Below are 26868 nucleotides of genomic sequence, written 5' to 3'. Positions count from 1 at the left end.
TGCTTCCCGACGCGATATCGGCTCATCCTTCCAGACACCATGGGGAAGCCGATCACCAACATCACGATCGTCGGCGGCGGGACCGCCGGCTGGATCGTCGCCGCCTATCTCAACCACCGCCTGCAATGGGGGCTGACCGGGCGCAAGGAGGTCCGCATCACCCTGATCGAGTCACCGACCGTCCCGACCATCGGTGTCGGCGAGGCGACGGTGCCCACCCTCAAGGGCACGCTGCGCATCCTCGAGATTTCCGAGGCCGAATTCGTGATGCGGACCAACGCCACGCTGAAGCTCGGGATTCGCTTCGACCATTGGCAGCGCCGTGCTGACGGAACGCCTTATAGTTATGTCCACCCCTTCACCGGCGGCGCGACGGTGCGCGGGCGTAACCCGGGCTATTCCTTCCGGCGCTACGGCCTGCCCGGTCAGGATGGAGTACAGGGCGACGATTTCCTCGATACCGTCAGCTACACCCGCGCCGCGATGGATCAGGCGAAGGGGCCGCGTGGCCTGGAGGATCCGGAATTCTCGGGCCCGCTGCAATATGCCTATCATCTCGACGCGGCATTGCTGGCCGGGTTCCTCAAGGAGCTCTGCATTGCCCGCGGCGTCGCGCATGTCCGCGACGATGTGGAGGGGGTGACTCGCGACGAACGCGGCCATATCGCCTCGCTCAAGCTCAAGGAGCGTGGCGACTGGCCGGTTGAACTGGTGGTCGACTGCACCGGCTTTCGCGGCCTGTTGATCAACGAGGCGATGGACGAGCCATTCCTCCCCATGTCGGACTATCTGTTCAACGACAGGGCAATCCCGATCCAGGTGCAGCGCGAGGATCGGCAGGTCATCGTGCCGGCGACGATTTCGCGCGCAATGGAGTCCGGCTGGTCATGGCGGATCCCGCTCCATTCGCGCGACGGTACCGGCTATGTCTATTCGAGCGCCTTCGTGTCGGATGATCAGGCGCTCGACCAGTTCAATCGGGTGCTGGGCGATGCGGAGAAATTGACCTCCCCGCGCGTGCTGAAGATGCGCGTCGGCCGCAGCCGGCGCTCCTGGGTGAAGAATTGCATTGCGATCGGCCCGTCGAGCGGTTTCCTCGAGCCGCTCGAATCGACCGCGATCATGTCGATCGAACTGGCCGCGCGATGGCTGTTGCAGAATTTCCCGACCAATGATTTCGAGCCGCCGCTGCTCCGCCAGTTCAACCGCAACATGGAGCGCTTCTATGACGAAGTGCGCGATTTCCTCGGGCTGCATTTCTCGCTGAGCGGTCGCGACGATACACCCTATTGGCAGGCGGTACGGCACGATGCGACGCTCTCGGACGGGCTGCGCGAGAATCTGGCGGTATGGAAGCATGTACTGCCCAGCATCGCTGACGCCCGCACCGACACGATCTTCAGCCATTGGAGCGTCCAGTCAGTTCTGTTCGGCAAGGGCTTCTATGACGATGCGGCCCTGACCGAGGTCGACGTCGTGCCGCCCGACGTGTGGCGCATTTTCTGGGCTGAAACCCGGGCGCGGAACCGCGCGACGATCGGCGCGCTACCGGACCATTCCGCGCTGATCGAGGCGATCCGCAGGCGTGCCGTGATGGGCGAGAGCGCGGCGCGGACGCCGAAGGGCCGGAGCTTCCAGCTCAGCGAAGAGGCGATGCAGGAGCCGACGCGCGTCCTGTACGATATGGCGATGGCGCGCCGTTCTCACCTGGTGAAGGCGGCGCTGCGTGAAGGCTAGCCCGGTCTTCGCGGTCGGGGCCTACCGAACCACGCTGCTCGCCACCCCGGAGACGATTGCCGGCGAATTTTCGAAGCATCGGGCGATCGCATGCGCGAACGCAATCGAACCTGGCCTTTTGGCAACGCTGATGCGACTCTGCCGGGAGGGCAGCTTCGCGTCCGACGAAGTCGAGGGTCTCGGTCACCGCGAAGTCGAAAAGCCGCAGCGCGCCGGCCCCACAATCTCGCTCGCGCTGAAGCGCGCTAACCTGATCGACTGGATCGAACATGTGACCGGGTGTGGGCCGCTCGAAGCGATCGAGGGCCGGGTCGTAAGGGCGCGGGCCAACAACCATGACCAGTTGCTCTGGCACGACGATCTCGACGACGTGCGCCGCCGCCTCGCGGTCACGATCAATCTGAGCAAACAAAACTACGAGGGCGGCCTGTTCGAGCTGCGCGAAAAGCGGACCGGGAAGCTGCTCGCGAGCCATCATCACCTCGAACCCGGCACGGCTCTGATCTTCGATGTCGCCTATGACATCGAGCATCGCGTGCTGCCGGTGACGTCGGGCGGTCCGCGTTGCGTCTATACCGGCTGGTTCTTCAAGGCGGCGAAATGACCAAGACCGGCCTGTATGCGCTTGCGTCACTCGACGGCGCGCCGGCCCGCCCCGGCGATCTGGCCGTGCTCGGTTTTTCCGACCCGCCTGCACCGTGCCAGATCGCGGCAGACGAGTTTGCGGTGAACATCGTCGATCGCGAGGAAGCCGGTCGCGCGGTGCATCGCGTCGAGCGCGACGGCGTAGTGCTCGTCCTGCTCGGACATCTCGACGAGCCTGGCGATCTTGCCGGCCTGCTGGGGATGGATCCGGCGAGCCCGCCGGCTGAACTCGCGCTCGCCGCGCTCGATCGGTTCGGCGCCGATGCGGCGCACCATATGCTCGGGGAATGGTCGCTGCTGCGCTGGCGCGGCGACCGGCGGGAGTTGACCTTGCTGATGTCGCAGGCGTGCCGCGATCCGCTCTATTTCGCGGTGGATCGCGGGCGGGTCGCCGTCTCGGCCGAGATGCGCCGCCTCGCCCGGCTCGACTGGGTCGGCACGGCGCTCGATCCGAGCGGCCTGTTCCTCATCTGGGGCAAGGCCCGGCTGCGGCGTTATATGACCGAGGAGACGCCGTTTCGCGGTGTGCACCGGCTCATGCCGGGGTCTCGGGAAACCTTTGATCTTGCCGGGCGGCGCACGCTGCGGCTTGCGCCAATGCCGGATTCCGAGCCGTGGCACGGCAGTTTCGACGAGGCACTTGAAGCGATCGAAGCGGTGCTCCGCCGGATCGTCGGCCAGCATCTCGGGCGTCATGGCCGGGCCGTGTCGCTGCTGAGCGGCGGCCTCGATTCCTCGCTTATCGCCTGGCTCGCATCGCAGACACGACATGATGGTCAGGCTTTATCCTTCCTAACCTCGGTCGCCCCCGAGGGCAGTGCAGCACCCGATGAGCGCGAGGAAAGCCGGGTGGTGGCGGATCATCTCGGGCTGCCCATTCGATTCCTGGCTCCGCCAGTCGAGGCCAATCCCTATCTCCCGGCAGACCGGATGTTCGCTCATTCCGAGCTGCCGGTCACCTCTCCGCGCCATTATCTCTACGCTGCGCTCTATGCCGCCGCGCGGGAAGAAGGCGCCGAAATCCTGCTTGATGGCGCTTACGGCGAACTCACCATCACCAACCCGGTCTTGCTGGCCGGGGCTTCCACGTCGCTTCGACGATATAAGCGGCTCTACCACGATTGGAAATGGGCTTGGGAGGAACGGCGAAGTTGGCCGGCCGGGCTTTTTCACGCCCGGTTATCACAGGCCGCTCTCGCGGCTTTGCCCGCGACGATCGCGCATGACTGGGCCGCGCCCTTCGAATCGCTGCCGACCGTCAGGCCCGATGCGATGTGGGGGGTGCGAGCCGGCGCGAGCAAGAATGCGATGACCCCGACATCATCGCCGGATGGGCATTTGCGCCACGTCATGCCGTTACGCGACCGTCGGCTGCTCAATCTCGTGGCGACGATGCCTGCAGCGTATATGGAACAAGGCGGCCTGACTCGCGCGCCGGCGCGTCTGCTATTGAAGGATCGATTACCCGACAGGATCCGCCTCCGACGCGATGGCAGGCCCTTCTCGCCGGACTACATGGATCGGCTTCGCGCCCACGCGCTACCGACGGTAGGGCATATCGAAGACTTCAGCGCGGCAGGCGCCGGCGACTGGATTGATCTGGAATGGTTGAGGACCCGCCTGACGAGCATCTCGAGTCAGGCCAACATAAGCGTACGGGAAGCGGCTGAAATACAATCGACCGCCGTGGCGGCCGCCTATTTCAAATGGTGGGCCGATCAGTGACCGGCCCATTGAATCATCAGGAAAGCGTGCAATCGGTCCAGATTGTCTCGCCATCATGGCCCGAGCGACCCGGCAGGACCGACGTTTCGACGATCGCGAGCGAACGAACCTCAGGCTCGATCCACTCGATCCGCGAGTCAGGCCCGGTGTCAATGTTATTTGCCATGGAAAACCCCCTGTAATGTGTCTCAAGATCTATCAGAAAAGAATTGCCAAGAATAGACTCAACTTTCCAGCTCTCTAATCCGTTCCAGAACGGCATTCGCTCGCGCCGCGAAGGCATTGGCATCACGGATGTCGGCTGCGGCCACGAACAGCATCGGTGTCACGGTCGCGACCCGCCGGATGACCCGGTCACGGTCTTCCCTGCCGGGTATCGCGTCCATCCAGCGCGGACGAAAACGGTGCTCGCGCAATAGTTTCTCTCTCTGCCAAGGCAGTTTCGCTTCGTTTTCGCCCAATAGAATCGTGGCGGCGAGTGGAATTGACTCAAGCGGCGCGACACGCGGCGGCTCGACCATCAGCTTGTCATTGCCGGGCTCGCTGCGAGCAGTTCCCGCGCCCGCCTGTTCCATCAGCCGGGCGACCGCCGGGAACAGGCGCATGCCCGGCCGGCCGGCCCGGAGCAACGGCATGGCGTCGTCCGCGCCGGTCAGCAGCGACAGATCGTCGGCGATCAGTCGCGCGGCACCGCTGGCGATCAGGGCCGCGCCGAGCGTCGACTTGCCAGCGCCCGATCGGCCACAAATCAGCCAGGCCTTGCCATCGATCTCGACCGAGGTGCCGTGGATCGGCACGTTGCTCCGCCAGGCAAGCAGAAGCGCCGTCAGCGTTCCGAAAAACTGGGGCTGGAAAGTGCCACTCCATCCCGGGCCGGCGGCCCAGTCGATGCGGCCCGGCGGGTAGATATCGAACGTCACGCCGTCTTCCATCGCGAAGCGGATGCCATCGCTGCACAGGGTGGCGTTTGCGATGGTGACGATGGGGTCACGCGGCGCCAGCGTGGCGACGCGGCGAATCGTCACGTCGGGGGCGCCATCGACGGGAGCCTGCGCGAAAGCGTGGAGCGGAACGTCGCTCGCCCACCGCAGGCCGAACGCGACCGCGCCATGGCCTGGCGCGGACACGCGGTCAGGCAGCCTGTCTGGCCAGGCCCTTGCCCGCGAGCTCGTCGAGCACGCGCGCTACCGACACGGCGCACTGCTCCGGCGTGACCCGATATTTGGCCACCAGCCGATCGACCAGTTGCGCCTGCGTCACAGGCTCGGCGAGCGCTTCCCAGATATCGGCGGCCGGGCCGTTCAGCGCAAAATAGCTGCCGCCATCCAGGTCGAGCAGCACCAGCGCGTCCTCGACCTCAGTACCGACGCACTCTGCGTCCCGCGTCCACATCCTGTCGCTCAAAAATCGGTCCCCGTTCGTTCTAGGGCTGCCATTGCGGCGCGCCTCAGCTAAACCGCGTCCTCGTGCGGCGCAATGTCGAAAGCTAGGCAAATCCGGCGCTTGTCGCCGCGATGCGCATAGGTCCGATGGAAGGAATGCGATGGGAACATCATCACCAGCCCCGAGCAGGGCCTGAACACCCGCGTGCCGAATTTCTCATGCGGCTCGTCGCCGACGATCCCCTCGGGCAGGCCGAAGGCGACGCAGCCGCCCGGTCCTTCGCCGTTGAGGATGAAATCGGGAATGTCGACATAATAGGCGCCGCTCAGCCAGCCATTCTGATGGACATGCCATTCCTCGAACCCATCGCCATCCGTGATCACCGACCAGTGATGCAGGAAGCCACTCGGCTTGCGCTGCCCGAGCCAGGGATCGCCGCGGTCTCCGAGGCTCGCAACATAGGCCTCGGCCTCGCGCTTGATCAGTTGCTGGAGCAGCGGCACCATCTTCGAGCGTCGTAGACAGGGCTCGTCGATCCGCCAGCTATGTGCCGACGCGACGCCATAGCGTTCGTAGCGGATGCCGGGATGCGACATCAGCTCGGCGGCGAGATCGCGGTTGAACGCTTCGATCGTGTCATAGCCGGGCGGCGGCGGCAGGATCGCCTTGTGGAGATAGGTGTCGAGGCCGAACGCTTCGCGCGCTTCCTCGGTGCGGCCAAGCTTGGCGAGCGCGAGCGGGCGGATGCCAAGCACCCTGGCATGCGCGACGCCGCGCGATATCAGGTCGTCAGCGAACTCGAGCGCGGCCTCGGTCCGCTCCATCTGGAAATCGAGCATCGCGAGACGTTTATAGGCATCCTTGTTCTGGATATTGGCGTCGAGCGCTGCCTCGAGTGTCTTGCGGCCGGTCTCGAATTCGGAAAGCCTGATCTGAGCCTTGCCCAGCGCGGCGAGCGCGCGGGCGCGATTTTCGGCATCGGGCGCGATATCGGCGGCGCGCGACTGGATCTCCCGCGCCCGCACCGTGTCGTCATGCGTCTCGCGCGCCAGTAACGCGCCGCCCAGCAAGTGGGCTGCGGCGAAATTATCGCCCTCACGGTTCAATGCTTCGAGCAGATCGACTGCCTCGTCGAACTGATCGAGGGTATAATGATAGCGCGCCATGCGATAGCGGAAGTCGGGCGATCGGGAATTGCGCTCGAGCGCACGCCGCGTGATCGCCATTTCCTCCTTGATAGTCATCATCTTGGGAGGTTCGATATCTACGCGGAACGGCAACTGCGCGTCTGTCGATATGGTATGAGCTGCATCCATGGCTTCTCCTTTCCACATTTTGGCTTTCGGGGCCAGTCGTCGGTGTCGCGAAGCGGGATAGCGGGGTGCAACTGGGGAATCCCCGTATCAGCGATCGGAGATCAGGCGGCCTGCTCGTTGCCGCGCGGCCGAGAGCATGGCCCTCGCTCTTTGGACAAGGCGGCGCGGGGCCTGACTATCGCCGAGCGATTGCCGGAGCTTATCGCGCAGGACCTGCGCCGCCGCGGGCGTCAGATCGCCCTGCACGCCGCGGCGATCAACCGGCAGATGCGTACCGGGCGCACCGTCATCCTGGAATACATAATGGCCGAAAAGGGCGCGCCAGGCAGCGCGGTGCGGTTCGTGCAGGCCCTTGATCGCGAGCATCGCGTGCAGGAGCGCGTCGATCCCCGGGGCGTGGGAAGCGTTCGGCGCATCCCACCAGTAATTGACGAGCATGTTGACCGGTGCGGTCGATCGGACATGGTGCCACCACATGCAGGGGATATAGATCGCATCGCCCGGCTCGAGATCGGCGACCAGAGCCGCCTTCATCGCGTCGGCAAATTTCGGGTAGAGCACAGGGTCGGGCGCATCGAAATCGACCATGCTGACGATCGGGCCGGCAATGGTAAGCTCGAACGGCCCCGGATAGAGATTGCCGACCTGTTCGGGTGGAAACAGGGTGAAGCGCCGCCGCCCGGCAACGACACAGGCGATATTGTCGGCCGGGTCGTAATGCGCGGCGACGGTCACGGCACTGCCGAGCCAGAGGCGGGGCGCCGCATTTTCCGGCAACAGCGGCATGACATTGTCGAGATCGAAGCCGGGCAAGACATGGCGCGCCTGGATCGACTGGATCGCAAGCGCTGCGGGTTCGGGATCGATCGCCGATGCCAGCAGGATATCGAGCGCGGCACTGACCGCCATGGTTTCCTTGCGGAAATTGAAGCCGGTCAGATCGTCATTGTAGAAGAAGCGGCCCCGCGCCTCGGGCGGTGCGATCTTCACCCTGACCGCGAGGCCGCGATCATGGCGGCGCAGATAATCGGCCAGCGCCGAGGTACCCTTGCACCCGGCCTGAACCGCCGGCCAGTCGGTAAGCAGGCCGCGCATCACCAGCGGCCTGGCCGCCGGCAATATCTCGTCGTGAAACCGCTCGGCGTTCAGGCCATGGGCGTCAATTTCCTGGAGCGCTTCGGCCACTTTGCCCTTCCCCGAACCGGCGCGACATGATCTTTCCGCCGTCCGTTTCCCATAAAATCATCTGGTCGGCCAGTTTCTTGCTGGCGGTGACGGCGGCGCGGCGAGGAAGCGCATCATCGGCTCGAAGATCGGCGCCACCAGGAAGGCGCCGCGTGCGCTCAGGTGATTGCTGTCATAATAGATCGGATAATTATTCTCCGTAACGTGGCAGCGCTGCCTGTCGCACAGCCGCAGCGCCGGCTCGATCACCTCGATCAGCCCGCGCCGCTGGAGATCGGACGTCATCGCGCGAAAGCTGGTGTCGCGCCGCAGATAGGCGGCCAGGTCCGGCTCGAGCGCGATCGTGCGGCCGGTGAGGTGGGCCTTGGCGAGTGCCCGGGGTTCGGCGAGCGTCGCGCTGGGCACATCCTGCACCACATAGACATGGATCCCGAGCGCGCGCAGCTTCTCGACGCTGGTCCGGAACGGAATACCGCTGATGTCGGGCGCCTCGGCAAGGGCGTGCTTGCCGCCAGAATAGGCGCCCCATTCTGCCGCGACCAGCACGACGCGAGGTCGCGTCGCGATGACGAACTGCATGACCTGCTTGTTGTGCGCATCGCATTGCCTGATCTTCTCGGCGCGGAGCATCCATTTCTCCGGGCGGTTGTCGCGAGCCCGGATCGGGATCAGCGGCGGGCAGCCGAGCCAGGCTGCGTCATAGCCGGAGACGCGATAGCGACGCGCCAGCGCGTCTAGCGCGGGGAAATAGACCGCCGCGTGCGAATCGCCCCACAGGACAAAGCTGGGACGCGGTCCGCCCCCGCCGATCAGGCAGTGTGTATCGGTGCGCATCTCCTCGATCGACCGGTTCGCGCAGCCGTAATCGGGCTGGGGCTGGCGCTCGCTCAGGCGCTGGATCGTCTGATCGAAGCGGCCTGGAAAGCCGTTGGCGCGCCAGATCGCCACGCCGTAGAGCGCGAGCACGCTGCTTGCCGCGACCGCACTGATGAACAGCGTGCGGCGGGACAGCAACAGGCGGGGCTTGCGGAACGGCAGTTCGACATAGCGCCATGACAGCCAGGCGACAGGAAAGGCGAGGAGCGCCATCGCGATCCGGATCAGGCCGTAAGGCTGGGGGGCGTAATAGCCGCCGAACACGATCAGCGGCCAATGCCACAGATAGAGCGAATAGGAGATCAGCCCGATCGCGGCGAGCGGGCGCATGGCGAGCACGCGGCCGACGCGCGACCCGGGCGCCTCGCTGCCGAACAGCATGAGCACGCTGCCGAGCACCGGCGCGACCGCTTCCACGCCGGGAAAGAAGGTGGTGTCGTGCAGGTGCAGGATCGTATGCGCGATCAGCACGATCCCCAACACCGCAGCGATGTCGCCGATCGCACGGCGCGGCGTCGGGACGATAGCCGAAGCAAGCAGCGCGCCTGCCAGGAACTCCCAGGCGCGCGACAGGGGGGAGTAGAAGGCAGCCTCGGCATGGCCGTGAGTCGCCCAGACGCTATAGGCAAACGAGCCGAGCGCGGCTGCCGCCAGCGAGGCCCATATCATGCGCTGACCGCCGCGGCGCGCCAGCAGGAGAAGCGCCGGGAACAGGATGTAGAATTGTTCCTCCACCGCCAGTGACCAGGTGTGGAGCAGGGGCGTCGCGTCTTCGGTGAGAGTGAAATAGCCGCCCCAGTTCCAGAACAGCAGGTTCGAGGCGAACAGCGAGATCGCGGTCAGGCTCTCCCCGAACGGCCGGAAATCGATCGGCAGCAGGATCAGGCCGGCAAGGCCCGAGGCAATGAGCATGGCGAGCAACGCCGGCAGGATTCGCCGCACCCGCCGCTCGTAAAAGCCGATCAGCGTGAAGCTGCCCGCGGCGCTTTCGCGCAGGATCAGTTGCGCGATCAGATAGCCCGAGATGACGAGGAAGATATCGACGCCGACGAACCCGCCGGAAAAACCGCGCACCCGGGCGTGGAACAGCATGACCGCCAGCACCGCGATCGCGCGCAGGCCATCGATTTCCGGCCGATATCCTCCCGCCCGGGGTTCGGCGATTCCATTTTCGGTGGAGCTCATGCCTGTCCAGTCTGCAGGGAAAATCGCTTGCGATACCCGAGAGTCGTTTCCTCAGCGCCATCGATCCGGCGGCCATCGCGGCCGTAAAGCCCGGGATAGATGCCCGAACGGGGCGGATCGGCGTGCAGCACCGGTTCGAGTGCGGGCGCGCAGCCGGTATCCGCGACGCGGAAATTGCTGTGCTCGACGAACAGCAGGCCGCCGGGCTTCAGGGCGCGGACGAGATCCTCGATGCCGCGGTCGAATTCCTCGAAAGCCAGATGGCCGGCAGTGCTGCGGGTTGCCGGCAAATCGAGCACCGGATCGCGGAAAACCGCCATGCAGAAAATCGCATCATGGCTCTCGGGCGGTTCCCCGCTCGCGGTGGCGGCGCATTCGAACCGGATGCCCGGGTCGCCCGCCCGTCGCCGCCGGGCTTCGCATATCCTGACCCGTGCGGGGTCGACCTCAATTCCCTTGATCCGCGCGCTTGGAAAGTAACGGCGTAGCGTGAATACCTCCTCCCCGGTCGAGCAGCCGAAGGAGAGGATGTGTAGTGCCTCCTCGTCCCCAAGCTGGTCGCGCGCAAACCGGAAGGCGAGCGGATAACGGTCGTTCCTGGTGGCGGGGTCGCGCTGATATTGCCCGGCCTTTCGCGTCCATGTCGCGAGACGTCCACGCAGGCTGTGCGCGAGCGGTCGGGCGATCCGGGGCAGGCGAAGGCGCATCCGGCTGGGGGCGGGGAGCAGAGCGCCCTCCACTGATGCGGGGCGGACGATCGCATCGCGATGCAGGGCGTGACGCGTGGTGATTTCGGGCGTCGCCGCCATGTCCGTCAGCCAATCCTCGATGCGGCCCGGCAGCGCACCCAGCAGCGCGCGATGGGTGAGGAAGCTTGCTGCGGCGAGTGGCTCGATCCCCGCCTGGCCAATCAGCGCGATCAGCCGGGCGTGCCCGGCGTCGTCGAGCTTGCGGACGATCGCCGACAAATCGACCAGCCAGGCGAGCCTGGCCCAGCGTCGCGCATTGCCGCGCAGCAGGATGTCCAGCGCCATCGTGGCGTCCGGCCGAGGCGCGGGAACATCGTGCCGGTGCATCGATCGCCTCGGACGCCGGTCGGCGTCGGCGAGCAATAGCGTACCGATCGGGCCGGGCGAGAAGAACAGGCGGTCGTGGAGCGCGATGGGCGACCCGGTGCTGCCCGTCAGGATGATCCGGGGATCAGTGCGAAGTCCGGCGCGGCCGAGCGACGCGCTCGGCTTCCGCGACGGGGCAGGCGACCAGCCTGCGCTGCGCAACAGATGCGCGATATGGTGCGACTGGCCGGTCGGCACGAGCAGATCGATGCCGCTCGCGGCGCGCCACCCGGCGTCGGGATACAGGAAAGCTGCTTGTGGTTGCCCGTTCAGGACCAGCCATTCGAAGCCGGTCGTCGCCGAGCAGGCGGCGATATCGAGCAAGATAGAGTGGCTCACCGATTGGCGCTCGGCATTCTCCTCGAAAAGCGCCTGAAGCCCGGCATCGATCGGACCCGGCGGCGACGCCTGGGCGGCACCGAGCAGCGGCGCGATCCCGTGTGCCTCGGCCAGAGCGAGGTCCCCCGAACCTCTTCCTGCCGGCATCCCGGAAAGGGCGGCTGCCGCGCGTCGCGCCAGTTCAGAAATTTCTTCCAACGCAGCCCCGTCCCCCGAACGCCGATCCCGTCAGCACGGCATATTGGCAGGGGAGTCAAGGTCAGTCGGCTCCTGGGCAGCGGGTCAGCCCATGACGTTCCGGCCCCGGGCGACGCCGGCGCTATGGGCGATGCGGGCGGTGGCTGACGGCGCGCTGATCGTGTCGACCATGATCCAGTCATTGCTTGCCCGATCGGGCGTCAGCGTCATCGCCATATAGCCGCGCCGGCTGGTGTCGCACCATTTCAGTTCGGGGTTGGCGCGGATCAGCGCGGCGGCGACGATTCCCGGATCGACCTTGACCTCGGATTCGTAACCCGGCGAGGTGACGCTGTGGCCGGCGAACTCGACCCCGGCAGGATGGCCATCCTGCGCCAGATCATAGGCCCAGGCATTATGGCTGTCGCCGGTGATCACGATCAGGTCGGCGCCGAGCGCCTGCGCCGATCGCAGGAAGCGGGCACGTGCTGCGGGGTAGCCGCCCCAATTGTCGTAATTATAGGGCAGGCCCACCCTGGCGGCGGCGATGCCCGCGGCGATGCCGTCCCGCACCGGTTTCGCTGAACCGGGGCTTATCCAGTCAGCCGCCGCGGGCGGCATCACGGTCTGCCCCATGATCGTGCCGAAGCCGACAACCTGCCATCGCTGACCCGCCTTGACCGAAGCGCGCATCGCATGGGCCAGCCAATCCTCCTGCTGCGACCCCATCATGGTGGCCGCGGGATCGGCCCAGGCGCCGTCGCGGAACGCCTTCAGCGCGGCGATCGGATCAGCCTGTTTGAACAAGGGCGCGATATCGGGTTGCTTCGTCCGTGCCAGCAGCCGGGTCTCGGTACGGAACAGGGTGGCGAGGGTGCCGATGTCATAGGCTTTCCAGGGCTCGTCGGAGACCGGCATCCATTCGCGATACGCCTGGATCGAGGCGCCGCGCCGGGCATTCCAGTCCCCTTCGTCGGGCTGGTGGTCCTCGGCGCCGCCCTCCCAGCTGTCGTTCGCCGATTCGTGATCGTCCCACTGGACGATCATCGGCATCCTGGCGTGAAGCTTCTGGAGATCAGGGTCGCTGCGATAGCTTGCATAGCGCAGCCGATAATCGGCGAGGTGGAGCAGCTCGTCGGCCGGTTCGAGCCGGCGGCCGGGAACAACATCCTTCAGCGCCGGGTAAATGCCGGTCCGATATTCGTACAGATAGTCGCCGAGATGGATGGCGAGGTCGATATCGTCGCGCGCGGCCGCGTGAGCATAGGCGTTGAAATAGCCATAGGGCAGGTTGGAGCAGGAGAAGATCGCGGCGCGAAAGCGTTGCACCGGGCCTTCGGGCAATGTCTTCGTCAGGCCGGTCGGCGAAAGGCTGCCGTCGGGCGCGACGAAGCGGAAATGATAGGTCCGCCCCGCCGCCAGGCCGCCGATCGTGATCTTCGCTGTGTGGTCGCGCCATGGGCCGGTGACCTGGGCGCCCGCACCAACGATTTTTGCAAAATCAGCGGTCTCAGAAATTTCGGCCCTCAGCTCGACCGAGTCGCCATTGGCGGGGATGTAGCGGGTCCAGAGCAGGATCGAATCGGCTGAAGGTTCGCCCGATGCAACGGAATGGGTGAAGCCGGTCGCCCGGTTGAGCGTCTGGGCAAAGCCGGGGATGGCGAAGGCGCCAATCCCGAGCGAGCCAGTCAGCACGAAAGAACGGCGATCGATTCTCAATGTCATGGTGATTCCTCGGGTTCCGCACCTGGTCCCTGCCCGGTGCAAATTGCGCCTTCGTGACAGTCTTGTCTGCTGCTCCTATTGCCGGGCGTTCATGGCGATCGCCGAATGGAGACTCATGCGCGATTTCATCCCGGCTCTCGCCCACCGCCTGACATCGGCCTCGACGGCGCGGCGGCAGCTGTCGATCATTCTTGTCGTCGCAGTCGTCGCTCGGGCAATCACCTTCGGCGACCCGGTCGTTCATGTCGACGAGGAGTTTTATTTTACCACCGCCTATGCCTGGCTGCACGGCGCGACGCCGTATATCGACATCTGGGATCGCAAGCCGATCGGGCTGTTCATCGTCTATCTGCCGGCGGCGCTGTTCGGGCTGAAGGCCGGGATCTGGGTCTATCAGGCAATGGCGCTGGCCAGCCTCGTCGGCACCGCCTGGCTGATCGCGCGGCTCGCCGGGCGGGCGGGATGGGGCAGGGGCGCGCTGGCCGGCGCGCTGGCATATGTGCTGTGGGTCGATTTCGTCGACGGACAGGGCGGGCAGGCGCCGATCTTCTATAACCTGCTGGTGATCGGGGCGGCGACCTTGATCATGCCGCGCGACGACAGGGGTCCGCGCTTCTTGCCGGGCTTTGCAGCGATGGCGCTGATGGGGATTGCGCTTCAGATCAAATATTCAGTCCTGTTCGAGGGCCTCTTCTTCGGGCTCTGGCTGCTGTGGTCGGCATGGCGGGGCGGGCGGCGCTGGTCGATCGTGCCGCTCGGCGCGGGCCTGGCGGTCACCGCACTGCTGCCGACCGCACTTGCCTGGTTCGCCTATCACCGGATCGGCGCGGACGCGGCGTGGCTCTACGCGAATATCACCTCAATCGCCGCGCGTCGTCCCGATCCCGCGCTCGAGCAATTCGGCAATCTGATGAAGATCCTGCTGATCACCTCGCCGCTGATCGCAGCAAGCGTCCTTGCCTGGCTGTCGCGGGGCGTGGCGAACCGCCCGGTTCGCGCCTGGCTGTTCGCCTGGCTCGGCGTCGCGTGGTTCGGGCTGCTCGTCTTCGGCTCCTATTTCGAACATTATGCGCTGCCCGTGCTCGTGCCGCTGTCGATCTGCGCGGCCGGCTTTTTCGGCGATCACCGGAGCGGCCGGCGGATCGTGTTACCGCTCCTGCTGATCGGCTTTCTCGGCGGCCAGACGCTGCTGCTCATCAAACGGCACAATCGCGGGACTGCGGCGCAGTTCGCCGGCGTGGTCGAAGCGATCGGCCATGGGCCGGGGTGCCTTTACGTCTTTTCCGGCGAAAGCATGTTCTATCCCGCCAGCGGCCGGTGCGCGCTGACCCGCTATATATTTCCGAGCCATCTCGGCCGGCTGCGCGAGGAGGGGGCGATCGGCGTCGACCAGCAGGCGGAGATCGAGCGAATCCTGGCGCTCAAACCCGAGATCGTGGTGTTCCGCCCGCCCTATTTCGGCGAGCGCGCCACGTTGCGCGCGATGGCGATCCAAGAGATGCGGCGCCATTATCGGCTGCGCGCGACCCGACCCTTGGGCGCGCAGGCAATCCAGATCTACGAGCGGGCGGCTCCGTAAAGCCGGGTGATACCCGCATCGCGTTTCGCTGCGACCAGGCCGGCATAATAGTCCATCAGCTCGACAGTATGCTCGCGGTCGCTGCGCACCTTGCCCGCGGCGACGATCGCCGCGCGGCGCAGCATGGCCGGATCGCGCGCGAACAGCCGGTCGATCGCCAGCGCGGCCGAGAGGGCGTCGCGTGCCGTATAGAGCTCGGAACAGAAGGGGTCGGCGATCTCCGCGCAGCCGCCGGTATCGGGCGCGATCAGCGGCAGCCCCGCTGCCATCGCCTCGGAGGCGACCAGGCCGAAGGGCTCGGCTTCGGAGCCATGGATCAGCGCGTCGCAGCTCGCCACGATCCGGGCGAGGCGCTCGCGATCATAGACCGGGCGGAACATTCGGATATGCGGGCTGCCCGCGATCCGCTTCTCGAGCGCGCGGCTCTCGACCCCCGTGCCGAGCAGCATCAGGCCGACCGGCAGCGACGAGCCGGCGCGCTCGACCGCGTCGATCACCAGCGGCCAGCGCTTTTCAGGGTGATGCCGGCCAAGGCCGAGCAGCAGATGGCCTTCGGGCGGCAGGCCACATTGCGCGAGCAAGGCCGCGCGCAGCCGTTCGTCGCGGAGCGTCGGCGAGAAATGACCGCGCTCGATGCCGAGCGGCATCGCCGCATCGATATGGACGCCGCGTGCCTTCAGCCGCTTTTCGAGCGCCGGCCCGTTCGTCACGACCGCATCATATTTGTCGAGGAAGCGATCCATATAGCGGCTGTACCAGGCAAAGGCGCGCTCGACCCGGTCGGGTGCGGCAAGCCCCTCGAACCAGCGCATCGCATAGGCAGCGACATTGTCGTTATGCATGAAGAACACCTTCACGGCGTCCCCCTGCCACTCCCCGACGATCCAGGCCGGGCGCCAGGGCGACGAGCATTCGACCACATCGGGCTTGAGTTCGTCGAGCAGTCTGGTGACGGGCGCGTCATCCCAGAACAGCCCGTAATTCTTGTCGAAGGGCAGGCGCGATGCCTTTACATAGATGATCCGTCCGCCGCCGGGCCGCTCCTCGACCGCATTCTCGCGGCCGGCTGCGACGACGATCAGCTCATGCCCCAGATCGGACATGATCCCCATCTTGCGATCGATATAGGTGCGCACCCCGCCGCCGGTCGGCGAGTAGAATTCGTTGACGTCGACGATGCGCATCGGCTGGTTCAATTGCCGTTGTTCAGTGGGGCGAAGCCGCCCAAACCACGCAGATATTGCGCCTTGATGTCAGTGACCGTCACGCCCGGCCCGACATCGATCACCGCCATGTTGAGCTTGGGGCGGGTGCGGCCGAGCTTCATGTTGCTCGGGAAGCCGGCGCCGTCGACCCAGAAATCGAACTTGTTCCTGCCATCGCGATTATGCGTGAAGAGCAGCGCATAGCGGCCCGGATTCGGTGCCTTGATGCACAGCGCGACCGCGCCTGATTGTGGGGTCGGCACGCGGATCCGGCGGAAGAACTTGCCTTCCTTGATCAGGTCGCGGTCATCCTTCAGGAAATCGGCTTCATTGGCCGGATAGAGCTCAAGCTTCAGCTCGCCGGTGCGATCCTTGAGCCCTGAGACATTGGCGCGAATCGCGGGGCCGGCCCCGCCCGAGCAGGCGGCACTGTCACTGCCGAGTACGCCGGCCTGCGCCTGAACCGGCATCGACAAGGTCAACGCAACGCCAACTGCGGCGCCCGCCAGGAATTCATGCAGCGTCATTCTTCGTCCTCAGCAAACCATGCAGGCTGAACGAACCGATCAACGCGACATGGACCAGCAGCACCAGGGCAGCGGTCATCGCCATCAGATCCGAAAGTGCTGCATCCGAGCCGATCAATAGGATTGCGAAATTGGCGAAAAGAAGGTCCTTGTTCGGCACCAATGGGAGACGCGACACGAGGAGCCGCGCCGCCGCGAGGATCAGCCACATGCCGATCGAGACCGTCGGCAGCGCATAATGCCAGGCGAAGGCAATGAAGACCGAGCCCGAAATCAGCCTCAGGCAATGGACCCCGAAGATCCACCAGAGCTTGCCACGCGGCAGCGAGAAGACCCGCTTGGAGAAGATCAGGAAGGGCAGCGACATCGCAAAGGTGATAGCGGCCGAGGTCTCCAGCGTGCTCAATTGCGGGGCGGTGAGCAGATGGAGCCCCCATGGCAAGGCCACCGCGATCATCGCCAGAGTGACCGTGTTGCCGGCAATCGCGGAGAGGATGCTGACATCCTTGACCGCGCCGAAGGGAGCCGCGACCATCTTCGCATTCTGCCGCGCCCAGGCGTAGAAATAGGCCTCGCCCGAATAGCCGAGCACGACGTCGTTCGCGATTCGCTTCTTCAGCAGCGCGGCGAATCCCGATAGCGGGATGCCCCATAGCCGGCGGAAAATGATGTAGTCGCCGGCCGGCGACGACATATAGAGCAGCGCGAAGGCGATATAGAAAAGCGGGTTGTGGGGAACCGCGCGGCTCAGCCCGGCGAGCCCCGATCCCAGCAGCTCCCGGCCGAGTCCGGCGATCATCGCGACGGTGATGATCGCGCCGATCACCATCGGCCAACGCCGCTTCAACGTCTCCATGGGCTCGAGCCCCGCGATGTCGGGGACTGCCACCAGCGGCGGTTTCACATTGTCTATGATAGGAATTTTCGAGCCCAATCCGTCCACGTCGCACCGACTGCCTAACCACGCCGGTCTCAACCGGGCCGGCGCGGCTTTAGCTAGATCGCGTGCGCGCTGCAATTTGCAACCTATGCCCCAATCATGTCCATTTTTTGCTGCACCGCGAAACTTCTGCGACAATTGTCCGTTACAGGGCCGAATCGAAATGGTGAGCCCACACTCCGCCGCGGCCAATATCATGGCCTATGCCCAGACGCTGAACGGCGGCGGCGTCGAGCGCACGCTGTTGCGCCTGGCGCAGAGCTGGAGCGAAATGGGACGTCGCGTCACGCTGCTGATCGGCGATGCGAGCGGGCCTCTCGCCGCCGAATTGCCGTCCGACGTCGATCTGCGCGTCCTCGGCGATCCCTCGCTCGGTGCGATGCTGGCGCTCGCCGGCCATGTGCGGGAACTGTCGCCCGACGTGGTTTTCTGCCCGGGCAACCATTATACCGGCGTCGCCGCCTTCATGCGGATGCGGCTCGGCCGGCATTGCCCGCCGATCGTCGCCAAGGTCTCGAATCGACTGGCGCGCACTGATCAGCCGTTCGGCATCGCCCAGGGCTATCGCGCCTGGCTGAAACTCCATCCCGGCTTTTGCGATCACGTCGTCGCGATGTCGCCGGCGATGCGCGACGAGGCGATCAGGACGATGGGCATCGCCCCCGGCCGAGTCAGCGTGATCCCGAATCCGCCGGTACGCCGGCTCGCCGCCACGGCGCCGACATGGCTGCCGAGTGGTCGCTTCCTGCTCGGGGTCGGACGCCTGGCGCAGCAGAAGAGGTGGGACCGGATGATCGACGCGCTGCCCTGGCTCGCGCAGCGCGATACCGAGCTGGTCATTCTCGGCGAAGGCGATGCGCGCCCGGCGCTCGAGGCGCAGGTCGCGGCGCTCGGCCTTGGCGGCCGCGTTCATCTGCCCGGCTATGATCCAGATCCGCGCCCGGCCTTCGCGCGCGCGGCAGCGGTGGTGCTGACCTCGGATTTCGAGGGGGTTCCCGGCGTGCTGCGCGAAGCGCTCGCGGAGGGCGCACCGGTTGTCGCCACCGATTCGAGCGTCGCCGTGCGTGAGATCGTCTCGTCGCCGGCGCATGGCAGCATCGTGCCGGCGGGCAATGCCCAGGCGCTGGTCAATGCGCTCGATCACTGGCTCGCGCCAAACCGGCTTCGCCCGATGCCGGTCCCCGAGCCGGGTATCGACGCGGCGCTGCATTACCTCGATCTGTTCGACTCGGTCGTGGCGGAGCGTCGGCGCGGCTAGAGCCGTTTTGAATAAGACGGCACCGATTCAGCCAAGCTGCAAATGACTCTAGCCGCCGAATCCGCGACGCCGCTCTCCCTGTTCCTCCCTGTTAATGGCCGGAATATTTTTTTGCGTCGATTTCTCCCTGTTATGTTGGAAGCGCCGCCAGATTTTATCAAGTAATTGCAATAGGATAATGGTATTTCTCCCTGTTATCGAATAACAGGGAGGATGGCGCGGCGTAACAGGGAGAGCGGGCGACATAACAGGGAGGGTCCAGCCTCGTTCCGGCGGTGAGAGAAGCAGGCCCGAAACGCCTGGGCGAGTCGGGGTCACGCAATATGATGACGATCGCGGACGCGTTGAATCGGCGTTTCACGATGATTCGCGCCCGGTGCTACGCCGGCTTGACCCGATCCGGATGGGCTGCGGCGATTTCGGGAATCGCGGCCGCGGCGGCATCGGCGGCGACCAGTTTCGGAAAGGCATCGAGCGGCACGGCAAGGCGCCGGGTATTATACAGTTGGGGGACGAGGCAGACGTCAGCGAGATTGGGCGCGGCACCACCGAGAAAGGGGCCGGCACCGGCGAGCGCCTCGAGGGCGGTGAAACCCTCGATGATCCAGTGGCGATACCAGTCGTCCCGCGCCGCCTGGTCAGCGCCGAACTGAGATTCGAGCCGCTTCATGATCCGGAGATTGTTGACCGGATGGATATCGGCGGCGATCACCAGCGCCTGGGCGAGCACGCGGGCGCGGGCGAGCGGGTCGCGCGGCACCATCGGCGGTTCGGGGTTGATGGCATCGAGATAGTCGATGATCGCGAGGCTCTGGGTGATCGCCTCGCCATCGACTTCGAGTGTCGGCACGAACCCCTGCGGGTTGCGGGCCAGGTTTTCGGGCGCGCGGTGAAGCCCCTCGAGCAGCGAAATGTCGTGGCGCTGATAATCGACATGCTTGAGGTTGAGCGCGATACGCACCCGATACGCGGCCGACGACCGCCAATAATCATGGAGCAGGATCATGCCGGGCCTGTTTCATTGCCTATAGCGGGTTCCGAATTACGTTCGAGCGCCACCTTGATCATCGCGACCATCGGATCGGCGAGCGCCAGGCCGAGCACCCCGAACAAGGTGCTCGCGAGGATCTGCGACGACAGGGTTAGCGCCGGCGGCATGTCGACGGTGCGGCGCGCGACCATCGGAATCACGACATAGCCGTCGAAATTCTGGACGATGAAATAGGTCGCGACCGCCCACCAGCCGGTGTGCAAGCCCGCGCTGAAGCCGACAGCGACCATCAGGACGCCGGTGACGATCGCGCCGATATTTGGGATGAAGGCAAGCACGCCGGCGATCAAACCGAGGACCAGCGCCATCGGCACACCGCCGATCGACAAGACGACCCAGATCAATATGCCCTCGACCAGCATGCCGGTCAGCCGCCCGGCGAGGAGGCGGCGGAGCGTATGCGCCATTCGTTCGATGGTGATGGCGAACTCCGGCCGCGAATCGGAAGGGATCAGCCATTGCAGCCCGCGTTCGTAAAGCCGCGGCTCCATCGCCACGAACAGGCCGATGATGACGACCATCAACAGGCTGCTGACCGCGCCGACGGCTGAGCCGACGAACGAGGTCAGCTTGCCGAACGACCCCATTGCCTGCTGGGCAAGGCCGTTGATGTCGGCCCGTCCCGGCATCAGCCCGAGGCTCGATGCCCAGGCGATGACCCGGTTGCCCTGGGTTTCGAGCGTCACGCGCAACTGCTCGGCCTGGGCGGCGACCTGAACGCCGGTCAGGTAGAAGATGCCGAGGATGAAGGCGACCGTGCAGAGCATGACGATCAGCAGCCGCCAGCCGCGCGGGATCGGCAGGATACGGCCGAGCAGGCGGACCCCGCCGTCGAGCATCGAGGCGAACACGAGGCCGCCAAAGATGATCAGCAGCGGCTGGATCAGCAGAACGACCAGCGCCATCGCCGCAGCGAGGCCGAGCCATACCGTCGCGCGCTTCAATTCCTTGCGGACGAAGGGATCACGCAGCTCGTTGGGGCCGGGTTCCGACACGACCACCTCGGCTGCGGGCTCCATCTATTTGTCCCTGGCTGCGTGCAACGAGGTGCCCGCACGGCCCGAGCGGAAGCTCTGCCCCCAGCTGAAGGGGTTCCAGCTCCCGTTGCCGCTCTTCGAGAAGGTGATGAATTCGGCGCGGCCGCCCAGATTCTCCCAGGGGACCGGGCCGCCCAGCCCCATCTGCTCGACCGGGAAACGACTGTCGGCACTGCGATCGCGATTGTCGCCCATCAGGAAGACATGGTCGGGTGGGATCACGACCGGGCCGTAATTGTCGCCGTCGCTATAGCCGAGCTCTACCGTGTCATAGTGGCGTCCATTGGGCAGCGTCTCGGTGACGAGCGGGAGCTTGCAATAGGGCTTGCCGTCGGCACCGGTGACGCGGGCGCTTTCGCCATAATCCTCGGGCTTGCACTGGCTGTTCGCATCGATCGGAATCAGCGTGTCGTGGATTGGTCCGCGCTTCACCGCCGTCCCATTCAGGAACACCGTGCCGCCGCGCACCTGGATCGTATCGCCGGGCAGGCCGATCAGGCGCTTGATATAATCGGTGTTGCGACCGGGCGGGGTGACGATCACGACATCGCCGCGCTCGGGCATGCGGCCGAACAGCCGGCCATGGATGAAGGGCAGCTGAACGCCCCAGCTCTCGATCTCCTGGCGCAGCACCAGGCTGCGGAAGATGGCGACCGGGTTGGGGATGGTCGGCGAGACGAAGGACCAGCCATAGGCATATTTGGTGACGATCAGCTGATCGCCGACCTCGAGCCCGGGCAGCATCGATTCCGACGGGATATAGAAGGGCTTGGCGATGAAGCTGTGAAACCCCAGCACGGCGAGAACCAGCCAGACGATGCCCTTGACCTCGCCCCACCAGTCCGTTTTCGCGGGAGCTTTGGTGGCGGCCTCCTTGTCGGGGTCTGCCTCCTGGTCCGGTTCAGTCCCGGGCAATCCGTCCAACGCCAACTCCTCGCTCATTCCTGGTCCTTACTCGGTCCTGATCGCTTCGATCACCACGAAGGCCTGGGCCCATGGATGATCGTCGGTTAGCGTCAGATGTACGACAGCGAGGTGGCCCGCAGGCGTCAGCGCGTCAAGCCTCGCCCTGGCGCCGCCGGTCAGCGCCAGCGTCGGCGCGCCTGAGGGGGCGTTGACCACGCCGATGTCCTTCATGAACACGCCGCGCTTGAAGCCGGTGCCGACTGCCTTGGAGAAAGCCTCCTTGGCGGCGAAGCGCTTGGCGAGCGTGCCCGCCTTGGTGAAGGGGCGCCGCTCGGCCTTGGCGCGCTCGATCTCAGTGAAGACGCGCTGTTCGAAGCGCGTGCCGAAGCGATCGAGCGACGCCTGGATTCGCTCGATGTTGCAGAGATCGGAGCCGAGGCCGATGATCATGACGGCCGACGAACAAATCGGCTCACCGCACTGCATCCATCGCTGCTCGCATCCGCCGCACTGCCTCGCCGAGCCCGACGAACATCGCCTCGCCGATCAGGAAATGACCGATATTGAGCTCACGCACCTGCGGGATCGCGGCAATGGGCGCGACATTGTCATAGGTCAGGCCGTGGCCGGCATGGACCTCGATGCCGTTCTTCGCGGCCAGCGCCGCGGCATCGGCGAGGCGGCGCAATTCCTCGGCCTGGGCCTGGCCGGAAAGTTCGGCGTAGCGACCGGTATGAAGTTCGACGACCGGTGCGCCGAGACGGAGCGCAGCCTCGATCTGGCGCGAATCGGGCTCGATGAACAAGGACACGCGGATCTTCGCCCGCCCCAGTTCGCCGACGAGATGCTGGAGATGGTTATGCTGGCCGGCCGCGTCCAGCCCGCCCTCGGTGGTTCGCTCCTCGCGCTTTTCGGGGACGATGCAGGCGGCATGCGGCCGGTGGCGCAGCGCGATCGCGAGCATCTCGTCGGTCGCCGCCATTTCGAGGTTGAGCGGGATCGTCAGCTGCTCGGACAGCCGCGCGATATCGTCGTCGGTGATGTGGCGCCGGTCCTCGCGGAGATGCGCGGTGATGCCGTCGGCACCGGCTTCGGCAGCGACCAGGGCGGCGCGGACCGGATCGGGATAGCCGGCGCCGCGCGCGTTCCTGACCGTCGCGACATGATCGATATTGACGCCGAGGCGTAAAGAGGTCGCGGTCATGGCGCCGCCCGGCTGCCCGGCTTGATCGCCGGGATCGCCGCCAGCTCGGGCGGGAGCGAATCGGCGCTGTAGGTCGGCACGTCGAGCCGGATCAACGGGAAGAAGGGCACGCCGAGATTTGCGGTATCGCCTGAGCGATCGACCAGCGCCGCGGCGGCGATCGTCTCGCCGCCGGCGCGGCCGATCGCGGCGATCGCCTCGCGTGACGAGAGGCCGGTCGTGACGACGTCCTCCATCATCAATACGCGCGTCCCGGGCGCTAGGCGGAATCCCCGGCGCAGTTCGAACACGCCTTCGGGCCGCTCGAGGAACATCGCCTCGACGCCGAGCGCGCGCGCCATTTCGTGCCCGGCGATCACCCCGCCCATCGCCGGCGAGACGACTGCCTGGATGCGATCGCGGATCTCGGCGGGGATTCGTGCCGCCAGCGCGCCGGCCAGCCGAGCGCCACGCGCCGGATCCATCAAGACGCGCGCGCATTGCAGATAGCGCGGGCTGCGCAGGCCCGAGGACAGGATGAAATGCCCTTCGAGCAGCGCATCGGCGGCGCGGAACTCGTCCAGGATTTCGGCATCGGTCATGTGGGGCGGGGTCATGGCGCGCGGTCCTCTCGTGCGCGGGGTTGATAGGAGTGCTGCAAGGGTCGCGCAACGCCCCGGCCCGGGCCAGCGCCAAAAAACGCGCGTGACACGCTTGAGACAGTGGGGACCTGCGCGTATAGGCCCTCCCAAACGGGCGTATCCGCGTCCGGGCGCCGGGGCTACGGCGCATCCGCCAGGGGTAACGAATGAAGATGCGCATGTTGGGTCTCAAGTCGATCGTGCTGGCCGCCGGGCTCGCGCTGGCCGGTGTCGGCCATGCCGCGCCGCAGGCGCCCGCAGCACCTGCAGCGGCACCTTCAGGCAGCACGCCCGCCGCGGCCAAGCCGGCCGCTGCGACGCCGACCGATCCGATGCTTGCGATGGACGGCGCGCCCGCAATGCTGCCGACGCCGGGCGTCGGCATGCCGGTCGCCGGCGAGATCGGCCTTCAGCCCCAGGCGACGAAGACCGGTGAACGCGCATTGGGATTCCACAACCACATCCTGGTCCCCGTCATCACGGCCATCTCGCTGTTCGTGCTGGCGCTGCTGCTGTGGGTGATGTTCCGCTATCGCGCCAGCGCCAATCCGGTGCCGTCGAAGACCTCGCACAACACGCTGATCGAGATCATCTGGACCGGCGTCCCGGTGATCATCCTCGCGCTGATCGCGGCGCCCTCGATCGGCCTGCTTGCGCAGCAGTACAAGCCGGCGCCCGACGGCGCGGTCACGCTGAAGGCGATCGGCAACCAATGGTATTGGAGCTATCAATATCCCGACAATGGCGGCTTCGAGATCACCGCCAACATGCTCAAGGAAAAGGACGAGGTTGGGGCCGGCGAGCGCGCCCGGACCGACGCCGACGGCCCGAAGCTGCTCGCAGCCGACAATCGCGTCGTGCTGCCGGTCGGCGTGCCGATCCGCCTGCTCACCACCTCGAACGACGTGATCCACAGCTGGTCGATCCCGGCTTTCTGGATCAAGCTCGACGCGGTCCCGGGCCGGGTCAACGAGACGAGCTTCACGATCGACAAGGAAGGCGTTTATTATGGCGTCTGTTCGGAGCTTTGCGGCGCGCGGCACGGCTATATGCCGATCACCGTCGAGGCAGTGAAGCCGGCCGTGTTCGCTGCCTGGGTCAAGGCAAAGGGTGGCACGATGCCGAATACGGGGCCGAGCGCGGGCAAGCCTTCGACCGCGGCGCCGGCGCAGCCCGGCGCGGCGCTCGAGACGAACACCGCCGAGATCGTCAACACCACCGGACCGGTCGAGAACGCGACCAGCGCCGCTCCCGCCATCAATCAGGCCGCCGCGGCCGGCAACGCTGGACAGTAAGACAATGACCGACACCGCCCTCCACCCGTCAGCATTCGAAGCGCATCATCATGACGATCACGCGCATCACGATGCCGATCACAAGCCGGCTTTCTTCCAGCGCTGGTTCATGTCGACGAACCACAAGGACATCGGCACGCTCTATCTGATCTTCGCGATCTTCGCCGGCATCGTCGGCGGCGCGATCTCGGGTCTGATGCGCGCCGAACTCGCTCATCCCGGCATCCAGTATCTCGGCACCTGGTACACCTGGCTGCACGGCCCCGGCACGATCGACGACGCGCACCACCTCTGGAACGTGCTGATCACCGCACACGGTCTGATCATGGTGTTCTTCATGGTCATGCCGGCGATGATCGGCGGCTTCGGCAACTGGTTCGTGCCGCTGATGATCGGCGCGCCCGACATGGCGTTCCCGCGGATGAACAATATCAGCTTCTGGCTGCTCGTCCCGTCGATGATCCTGCTCTTCGCCTCGCCCTTCTTCGGCGGCGCGGGCACCGGCTGGACGGTTTACGCGCCGCTTTCGACGCAGGAGACCGGTCCTTCGGTGGACATGGCGATCCTGTCGCTTCACCTTGCCGGCGCGAGCTCGATCCTCGGCGCGATCAACTTCATCACCACCATCTTCAACATGCGCGCGCCGGGCATGACGCTGCACAAGATGCCGCTGTTCGTCTGGTCGGTGCTGGTCACCGCCTTCCTGCTGCTGCTGGCGCTGCCGGTGCTCGCCGCGGCGATCACGATGTTGCTGACTGACCGCAACTTCCACACCACTTTCTTCGATCCGGCCGGCGGCGGCGATCCGATCCTGTACCAGCATCTCTTCTGGTTCTTCGGCCACCCCGAGGTCTACATCATGATCCTGCCGGGCTTCGGCATGGTCAGTCAGATTATCTCGACCTTCTCGCGCAAGCCCGTCTTCGGCTATCTCGGCATGGCCTATGCCATGGTCGCGATCGGCGTGGTCGGCTTCGTCGTCTGGGCGCACCACATGTTCACCACCGGCCTGTCGGTCGATGTGAAGATGTATTTCACTGCGGCGACGATGGTGATCGCGGTGCCGACCGGCATCAAGATCTTCTCCTGGATCGCGACGATGTGGGGCGGCTCGCTGAGCTTCAAGACGCCGATGATGTGGGCGATCGGCTTCATCTTCATGTTCACCGTCGGTGGCGTGACGGGTGTGGTGCTCGCCAATGGCGGCGTCGACGACAATGTGCAGGACACCTATTATGTCGTGGCGCATTTCCACTATGTGCTGAGCCTCGGCGCCGTGTTCAGCCTGTTCGCCGGCTTCTATTACTGGTTCCCGAAAATGTCGGGCCGGATGATGAACGAGACGCTTGGCCATGCCCATTTCTGGGTGTTCTTCATCGGCGTGAACATCCTGTTCTTCCCGATGCACTTCCTCGGCCTGCAGAGCATGCAGCGCCGCGTTCCGGATTACACCCCGGCGCTCGAGCATTGGAACACGATCGCGACCTATGGCTATGTGATCATGGCTCTTTCGATGGTCGTGTTCTTCTTCAACCTCTTCTACTCGCTGTTCAACGGTCCGAAGGCTGGCAACAGCCCCTGGGGTGACGGCGCGACGACGCTCGAATGGACATTGTCGAGCCCGCCGCCCTACCACCAGTTCGAGACCCTGCCGCGTATCGACTGAGCATAAGGCCCCTCCCGCTTGCGGGAGGGGTTGGGGAGGGCGCCCGCTCTCCCCAACCGGAATTCGCGCGGATGGCGCGAGCCCACCCCAGTGTCAGGCCGGCACTGGGTCGATCATGCCCCGGCATGATCGAGAAATGCCCCGGGGGGGGCATTTCGGACCCAGTTCCGGC

The 26868-nt window shown here is 65.6% G+C and carries 24 protein-coding genes; 7 read left to right on the top strand and 17 right to left on the bottom strand.

From position 1 onward, the window contains the following. The first annotated feature begins 39 nt into the window (after positions 1 to 39). The 3 genes from ABD050_RS08830 to ABD050_RS08820 are packed head-to-tail and all read left to right on the top strand — an operon-like array spanning position 40 to position 4107. Complete coding sequence (locus tag ABD050_RS08830; RefSeq protein ID WP_343888910.1) at positions 40 to 1737, top strand: tryptophan halogenase family protein; 1698 nt, start codon at positions 40 to 42, stop codon at positions 1735 to 1737. Continuing rightward, on the top strand, positions 1727 to 2341 hold the full coding sequence (locus tag ABD050_RS08825; protein ID WP_343888909.1) for a 2OG-Fe(II) oxygenase: 615 nt from the start codon (positions 1727 to 1729) through the stop codon (positions 2339 to 2341). The genes ABD050_RS08830 and ABD050_RS08825 overlap by 11 nt, the downstream gene beginning before the upstream one ends. After that, complete coding sequence (locus ABD050_RS08820; RefSeq protein WP_343888908.1) at positions 2338 to 4107, top strand: asparagine synthase-related protein; 1770 nt, start codon at positions 2338 to 2340, stop codon at positions 4105 to 4107. The genes ABD050_RS08825 and ABD050_RS08820 overlap by 4 nt, the downstream gene beginning before the upstream one ends. A 16-nt stretch (positions 4108 to 4123) precedes the next feature. Here ABD050_RS08820 and ABD050_RS08815 read toward each other — a convergent pair whose 3' ends face one another. From ABD050_RS08815 to ABD050_RS08780, 8 genes are all read right to left on the bottom strand, one after another. Beyond that, a complete protein-coding gene (locus tag ABD050_RS08815) occupies positions 4124 to 4273 on the bottom strand; it encodes a hypothetical protein (RefSeq protein ID WP_343888907.1) in 150 nt (49 codons plus the stop codon). Positions 4274 to 4331: 58 nt separating this feature from the next. Further along, complete coding sequence (locus tag ABD050_RS08810; RefSeq protein WP_343888906.1) at positions 4332 to 5132, bottom strand: HPr kinase/phosphorylase; 801 nt, start codon at positions 5130 to 5132, stop codon at positions 4332 to 4334. Positions 5133 to 5238: 106 nt separating this feature from the next. Further along, positions 5239 to 5511 carry a PqqD family protein gene (locus ABD050_RS08805; RefSeq protein ID WP_343888905.1) on the bottom strand — a complete coding sequence of 91 codons (273 nt, stop codon included), beginning with the start codon at positions 5509 to 5511 and terminating at the stop codon, positions 5239 to 5241. A gap of 47 nt (positions 5512 to 5558) precedes the next feature. Further along, positions 5559 to 6734 (bottom strand): 2OG-Fe(II) oxygenase family protein, encoded by a 1176-nt coding sequence (locus ABD050_RS08800; protein WP_343888904.1) that lies wholly within the window; start codon positions 6732 to 6734, stop codon positions 5559 to 5561. Between the two features lie 159 nt (positions 6735 to 6893). Further along, the gene (locus ABD050_RS08795) at positions 6894 to 7991 is read right to left on the bottom strand and encodes a cupin-like domain-containing protein (RefSeq protein WP_343888903.1); all 1098 of its coding nucleotides are present in this window, start codon (positions 7989 to 7991) and stop codon (positions 6894 to 6896) included. 57 nt (positions 7992 to 8048) lie between these two features. Next, positions 8049 to 10052: an acyltransferase family protein gene (locus ABD050_RS08790; RefSeq protein ID WP_343888902.1), complete on the bottom strand. Its 2004-nt coding sequence runs from the start codon at positions 10050 to 10052 to the stop codon at positions 8049 to 8051. Beyond that, positions 10049 to 11653: a nucleotidyltransferase family protein gene (locus tag ABD050_RS08785; protein WP_343888901.1), complete on the bottom strand. Its 1605-nt coding sequence runs from the start codon at positions 11651 to 11653 to the stop codon at positions 10049 to 10051. Before ABD050_RS08785 ends, ABD050_RS08790 begins: the two co-directional genes overlap by 4 nt. A gap of 135 nt (positions 11654 to 11788) precedes the next feature. After that, positions 11789 to 13408 carry an alkaline phosphatase D family protein gene (locus ABD050_RS08780; protein WP_343888900.1) on the bottom strand — a complete coding sequence of 540 codons (1620 nt, stop codon included), beginning with the start codon at positions 13406 to 13408 and terminating at the stop codon, positions 11789 to 11791. 115 nt (positions 13409 to 13523) lie between these two features. On the opposite strand from ABD050_RS08780, the gene ABD050_RS08775 reads away from it, so the two are divergent. Next, entirely contained in the window at positions 13524 to 14987 is a 1464-nt protein-coding gene (locus tag ABD050_RS08775; protein WP_343888899.1) for an ArnT family glycosyltransferase, read from the top strand. Here ABD050_RS08775 and ABD050_RS08770 read toward each other — a convergent pair. From ABD050_RS08770 to ABD050_RS08760, 3 genes are read right to left on the bottom strand one after another with little or no spacing between them, the layout of a single operon-like run. Next, on the bottom strand, positions 14966 to 16171 hold the full coding sequence (locus ABD050_RS08770) for a glycosyltransferase (RefSeq protein WP_343888898.1): 1206 nt from the start codon (positions 16169 to 16171) through the stop codon (positions 14966 to 14968). The two genes, ABD050_RS08775 and ABD050_RS08770, sit on opposite strands and share 22 nt — an antisense overlap. An 8-nt stretch (positions 16172 to 16179) precedes the next feature. Next, the gene (locus tag ABD050_RS08765; RefSeq protein WP_425542423.1) at positions 16180 to 16719 is read right to left on the bottom strand and encodes a DUF2141 domain-containing protein; all 540 of its coding nucleotides are present in this window, start codon (positions 16717 to 16719) and stop codon (positions 16180 to 16182) included. Next, on the bottom strand, positions 16706 to 17608 hold the full coding sequence (locus ABD050_RS08760) for a hypothetical protein (protein WP_425542422.1): 903 nt from the start codon (positions 17606 to 17608) through the stop codon (positions 16706 to 16708). Before ABD050_RS08760 ends, ABD050_RS08765 begins: the two co-directional genes overlap by 14 nt. A gap of 214 nt (positions 17609 to 17822) precedes the next feature. Here ABD050_RS08760 and ABD050_RS08755 point away from each other — a divergent pair, with 214 nt between their 5' ends. Beyond that, positions 17823 to 18917, top strand: coding sequence for a glycosyltransferase (locus tag ABD050_RS08755; RefSeq protein ID WP_343888897.1), 1095 nt, complete (start codon positions 17823 to 17825; stop codon positions 18915 to 18917). 379 nt (positions 18918 to 19296) lie between these two features. On the opposite strand, the gene maiA is transcribed toward ABD050_RS08755, so the two are convergent. From maiA to pyrE, 6 genes are read right to left on the bottom strand one after another with little or no spacing between them, the layout of a single operon-like run. Further along, entirely contained in the window at positions 19297 to 19923 is a 627-nt protein-coding gene (maiA, locus tag ABD050_RS08750; RefSeq protein ID WP_343888896.1) for a maleylacetoacetate isomerase, read from the bottom strand. Beyond that, positions 19920 to 20987: an AI-2E family transporter gene (locus ABD050_RS08745; RefSeq protein ID WP_343888895.1), complete on the bottom strand. Its 1068-nt coding sequence runs from the start codon at positions 20985 to 20987 to the stop codon at positions 19920 to 19922. Before ABD050_RS08745 ends, maiA begins: the two co-directional genes overlap by 4 nt. After that, the gene (gene lepB / locus ABD050_RS08740; protein ID WP_343888894.1) at positions 20988 to 21947 is read right to left on the bottom strand and encodes a signal peptidase I; all 960 of its coding nucleotides are present in this window, start codon (positions 21945 to 21947) and stop codon (positions 20988 to 20990) included. 9 nt (positions 21948 to 21956) lie between these two features. Further along, complete coding sequence (gene acpS, locus ABD050_RS08735) at positions 21957 to 22361, bottom strand: holo-ACP synthase (protein WP_343888893.1); 405 nt, start codon at positions 22359 to 22361, stop codon at positions 21957 to 21959. A 22-nt stretch (positions 22362 to 22383) separates the two neighbouring features. Beyond that, on the bottom strand, positions 22384 to 23115 hold the full coding sequence (locus ABD050_RS08730) for a pyridoxine 5'-phosphate synthase (protein ID WP_343888892.1): 732 nt from the start codon (positions 23113 to 23115) through the stop codon (positions 22384 to 22386). Next, the gene (gene pyrE / locus ABD050_RS08725) at positions 23112 to 23696 is read right to left on the bottom strand and encodes an orotate phosphoribosyltransferase (RefSeq protein WP_343888955.1); all 585 of its coding nucleotides are present in this window, start codon (positions 23694 to 23696) and stop codon (positions 23112 to 23114) included. The genes ABD050_RS08730 and pyrE overlap by 4 nt, the downstream gene beginning before the upstream one ends. Positions 23697 to 23908: 212 nt before the next feature. On the opposite strand from pyrE, the gene coxB reads away from it, so the two are divergent. Further along, positions 23909 to 25030: a cytochrome c oxidase subunit II gene (gene coxB, locus ABD050_RS08720; RefSeq protein ID WP_343888954.1), complete on the top strand. Its 1122-nt coding sequence runs from the start codon at positions 23909 to 23911 to the stop codon at positions 25028 to 25030. 4 nt (positions 25031 to 25034) lie between these two features. Next, positions 25035 to 26696, top strand: a complete 1662-nt coding sequence (gene ctaD / locus ABD050_RS08715; RefSeq protein ID WP_343888891.1) for a cytochrome c oxidase subunit I — start codon at positions 25035 to 25037, stop codon at positions 26694 to 26696. Positions 26697 to 26868 lie beyond the last annotated feature (172 nt).

The sequence above is a fragment of the Sphingomonas oligophenolica genome (assembly GCF_039522915.1).
Taxonomy (GTDB): domain Bacteria; phylum Pseudomonadota; class Alphaproteobacteria; order Sphingomonadales; family Sphingomonadaceae; genus Sphingomonas; species Sphingomonas oligophenolica.
This window is presented reverse-complemented; position numbering and strand designations above follow the sequence as displayed.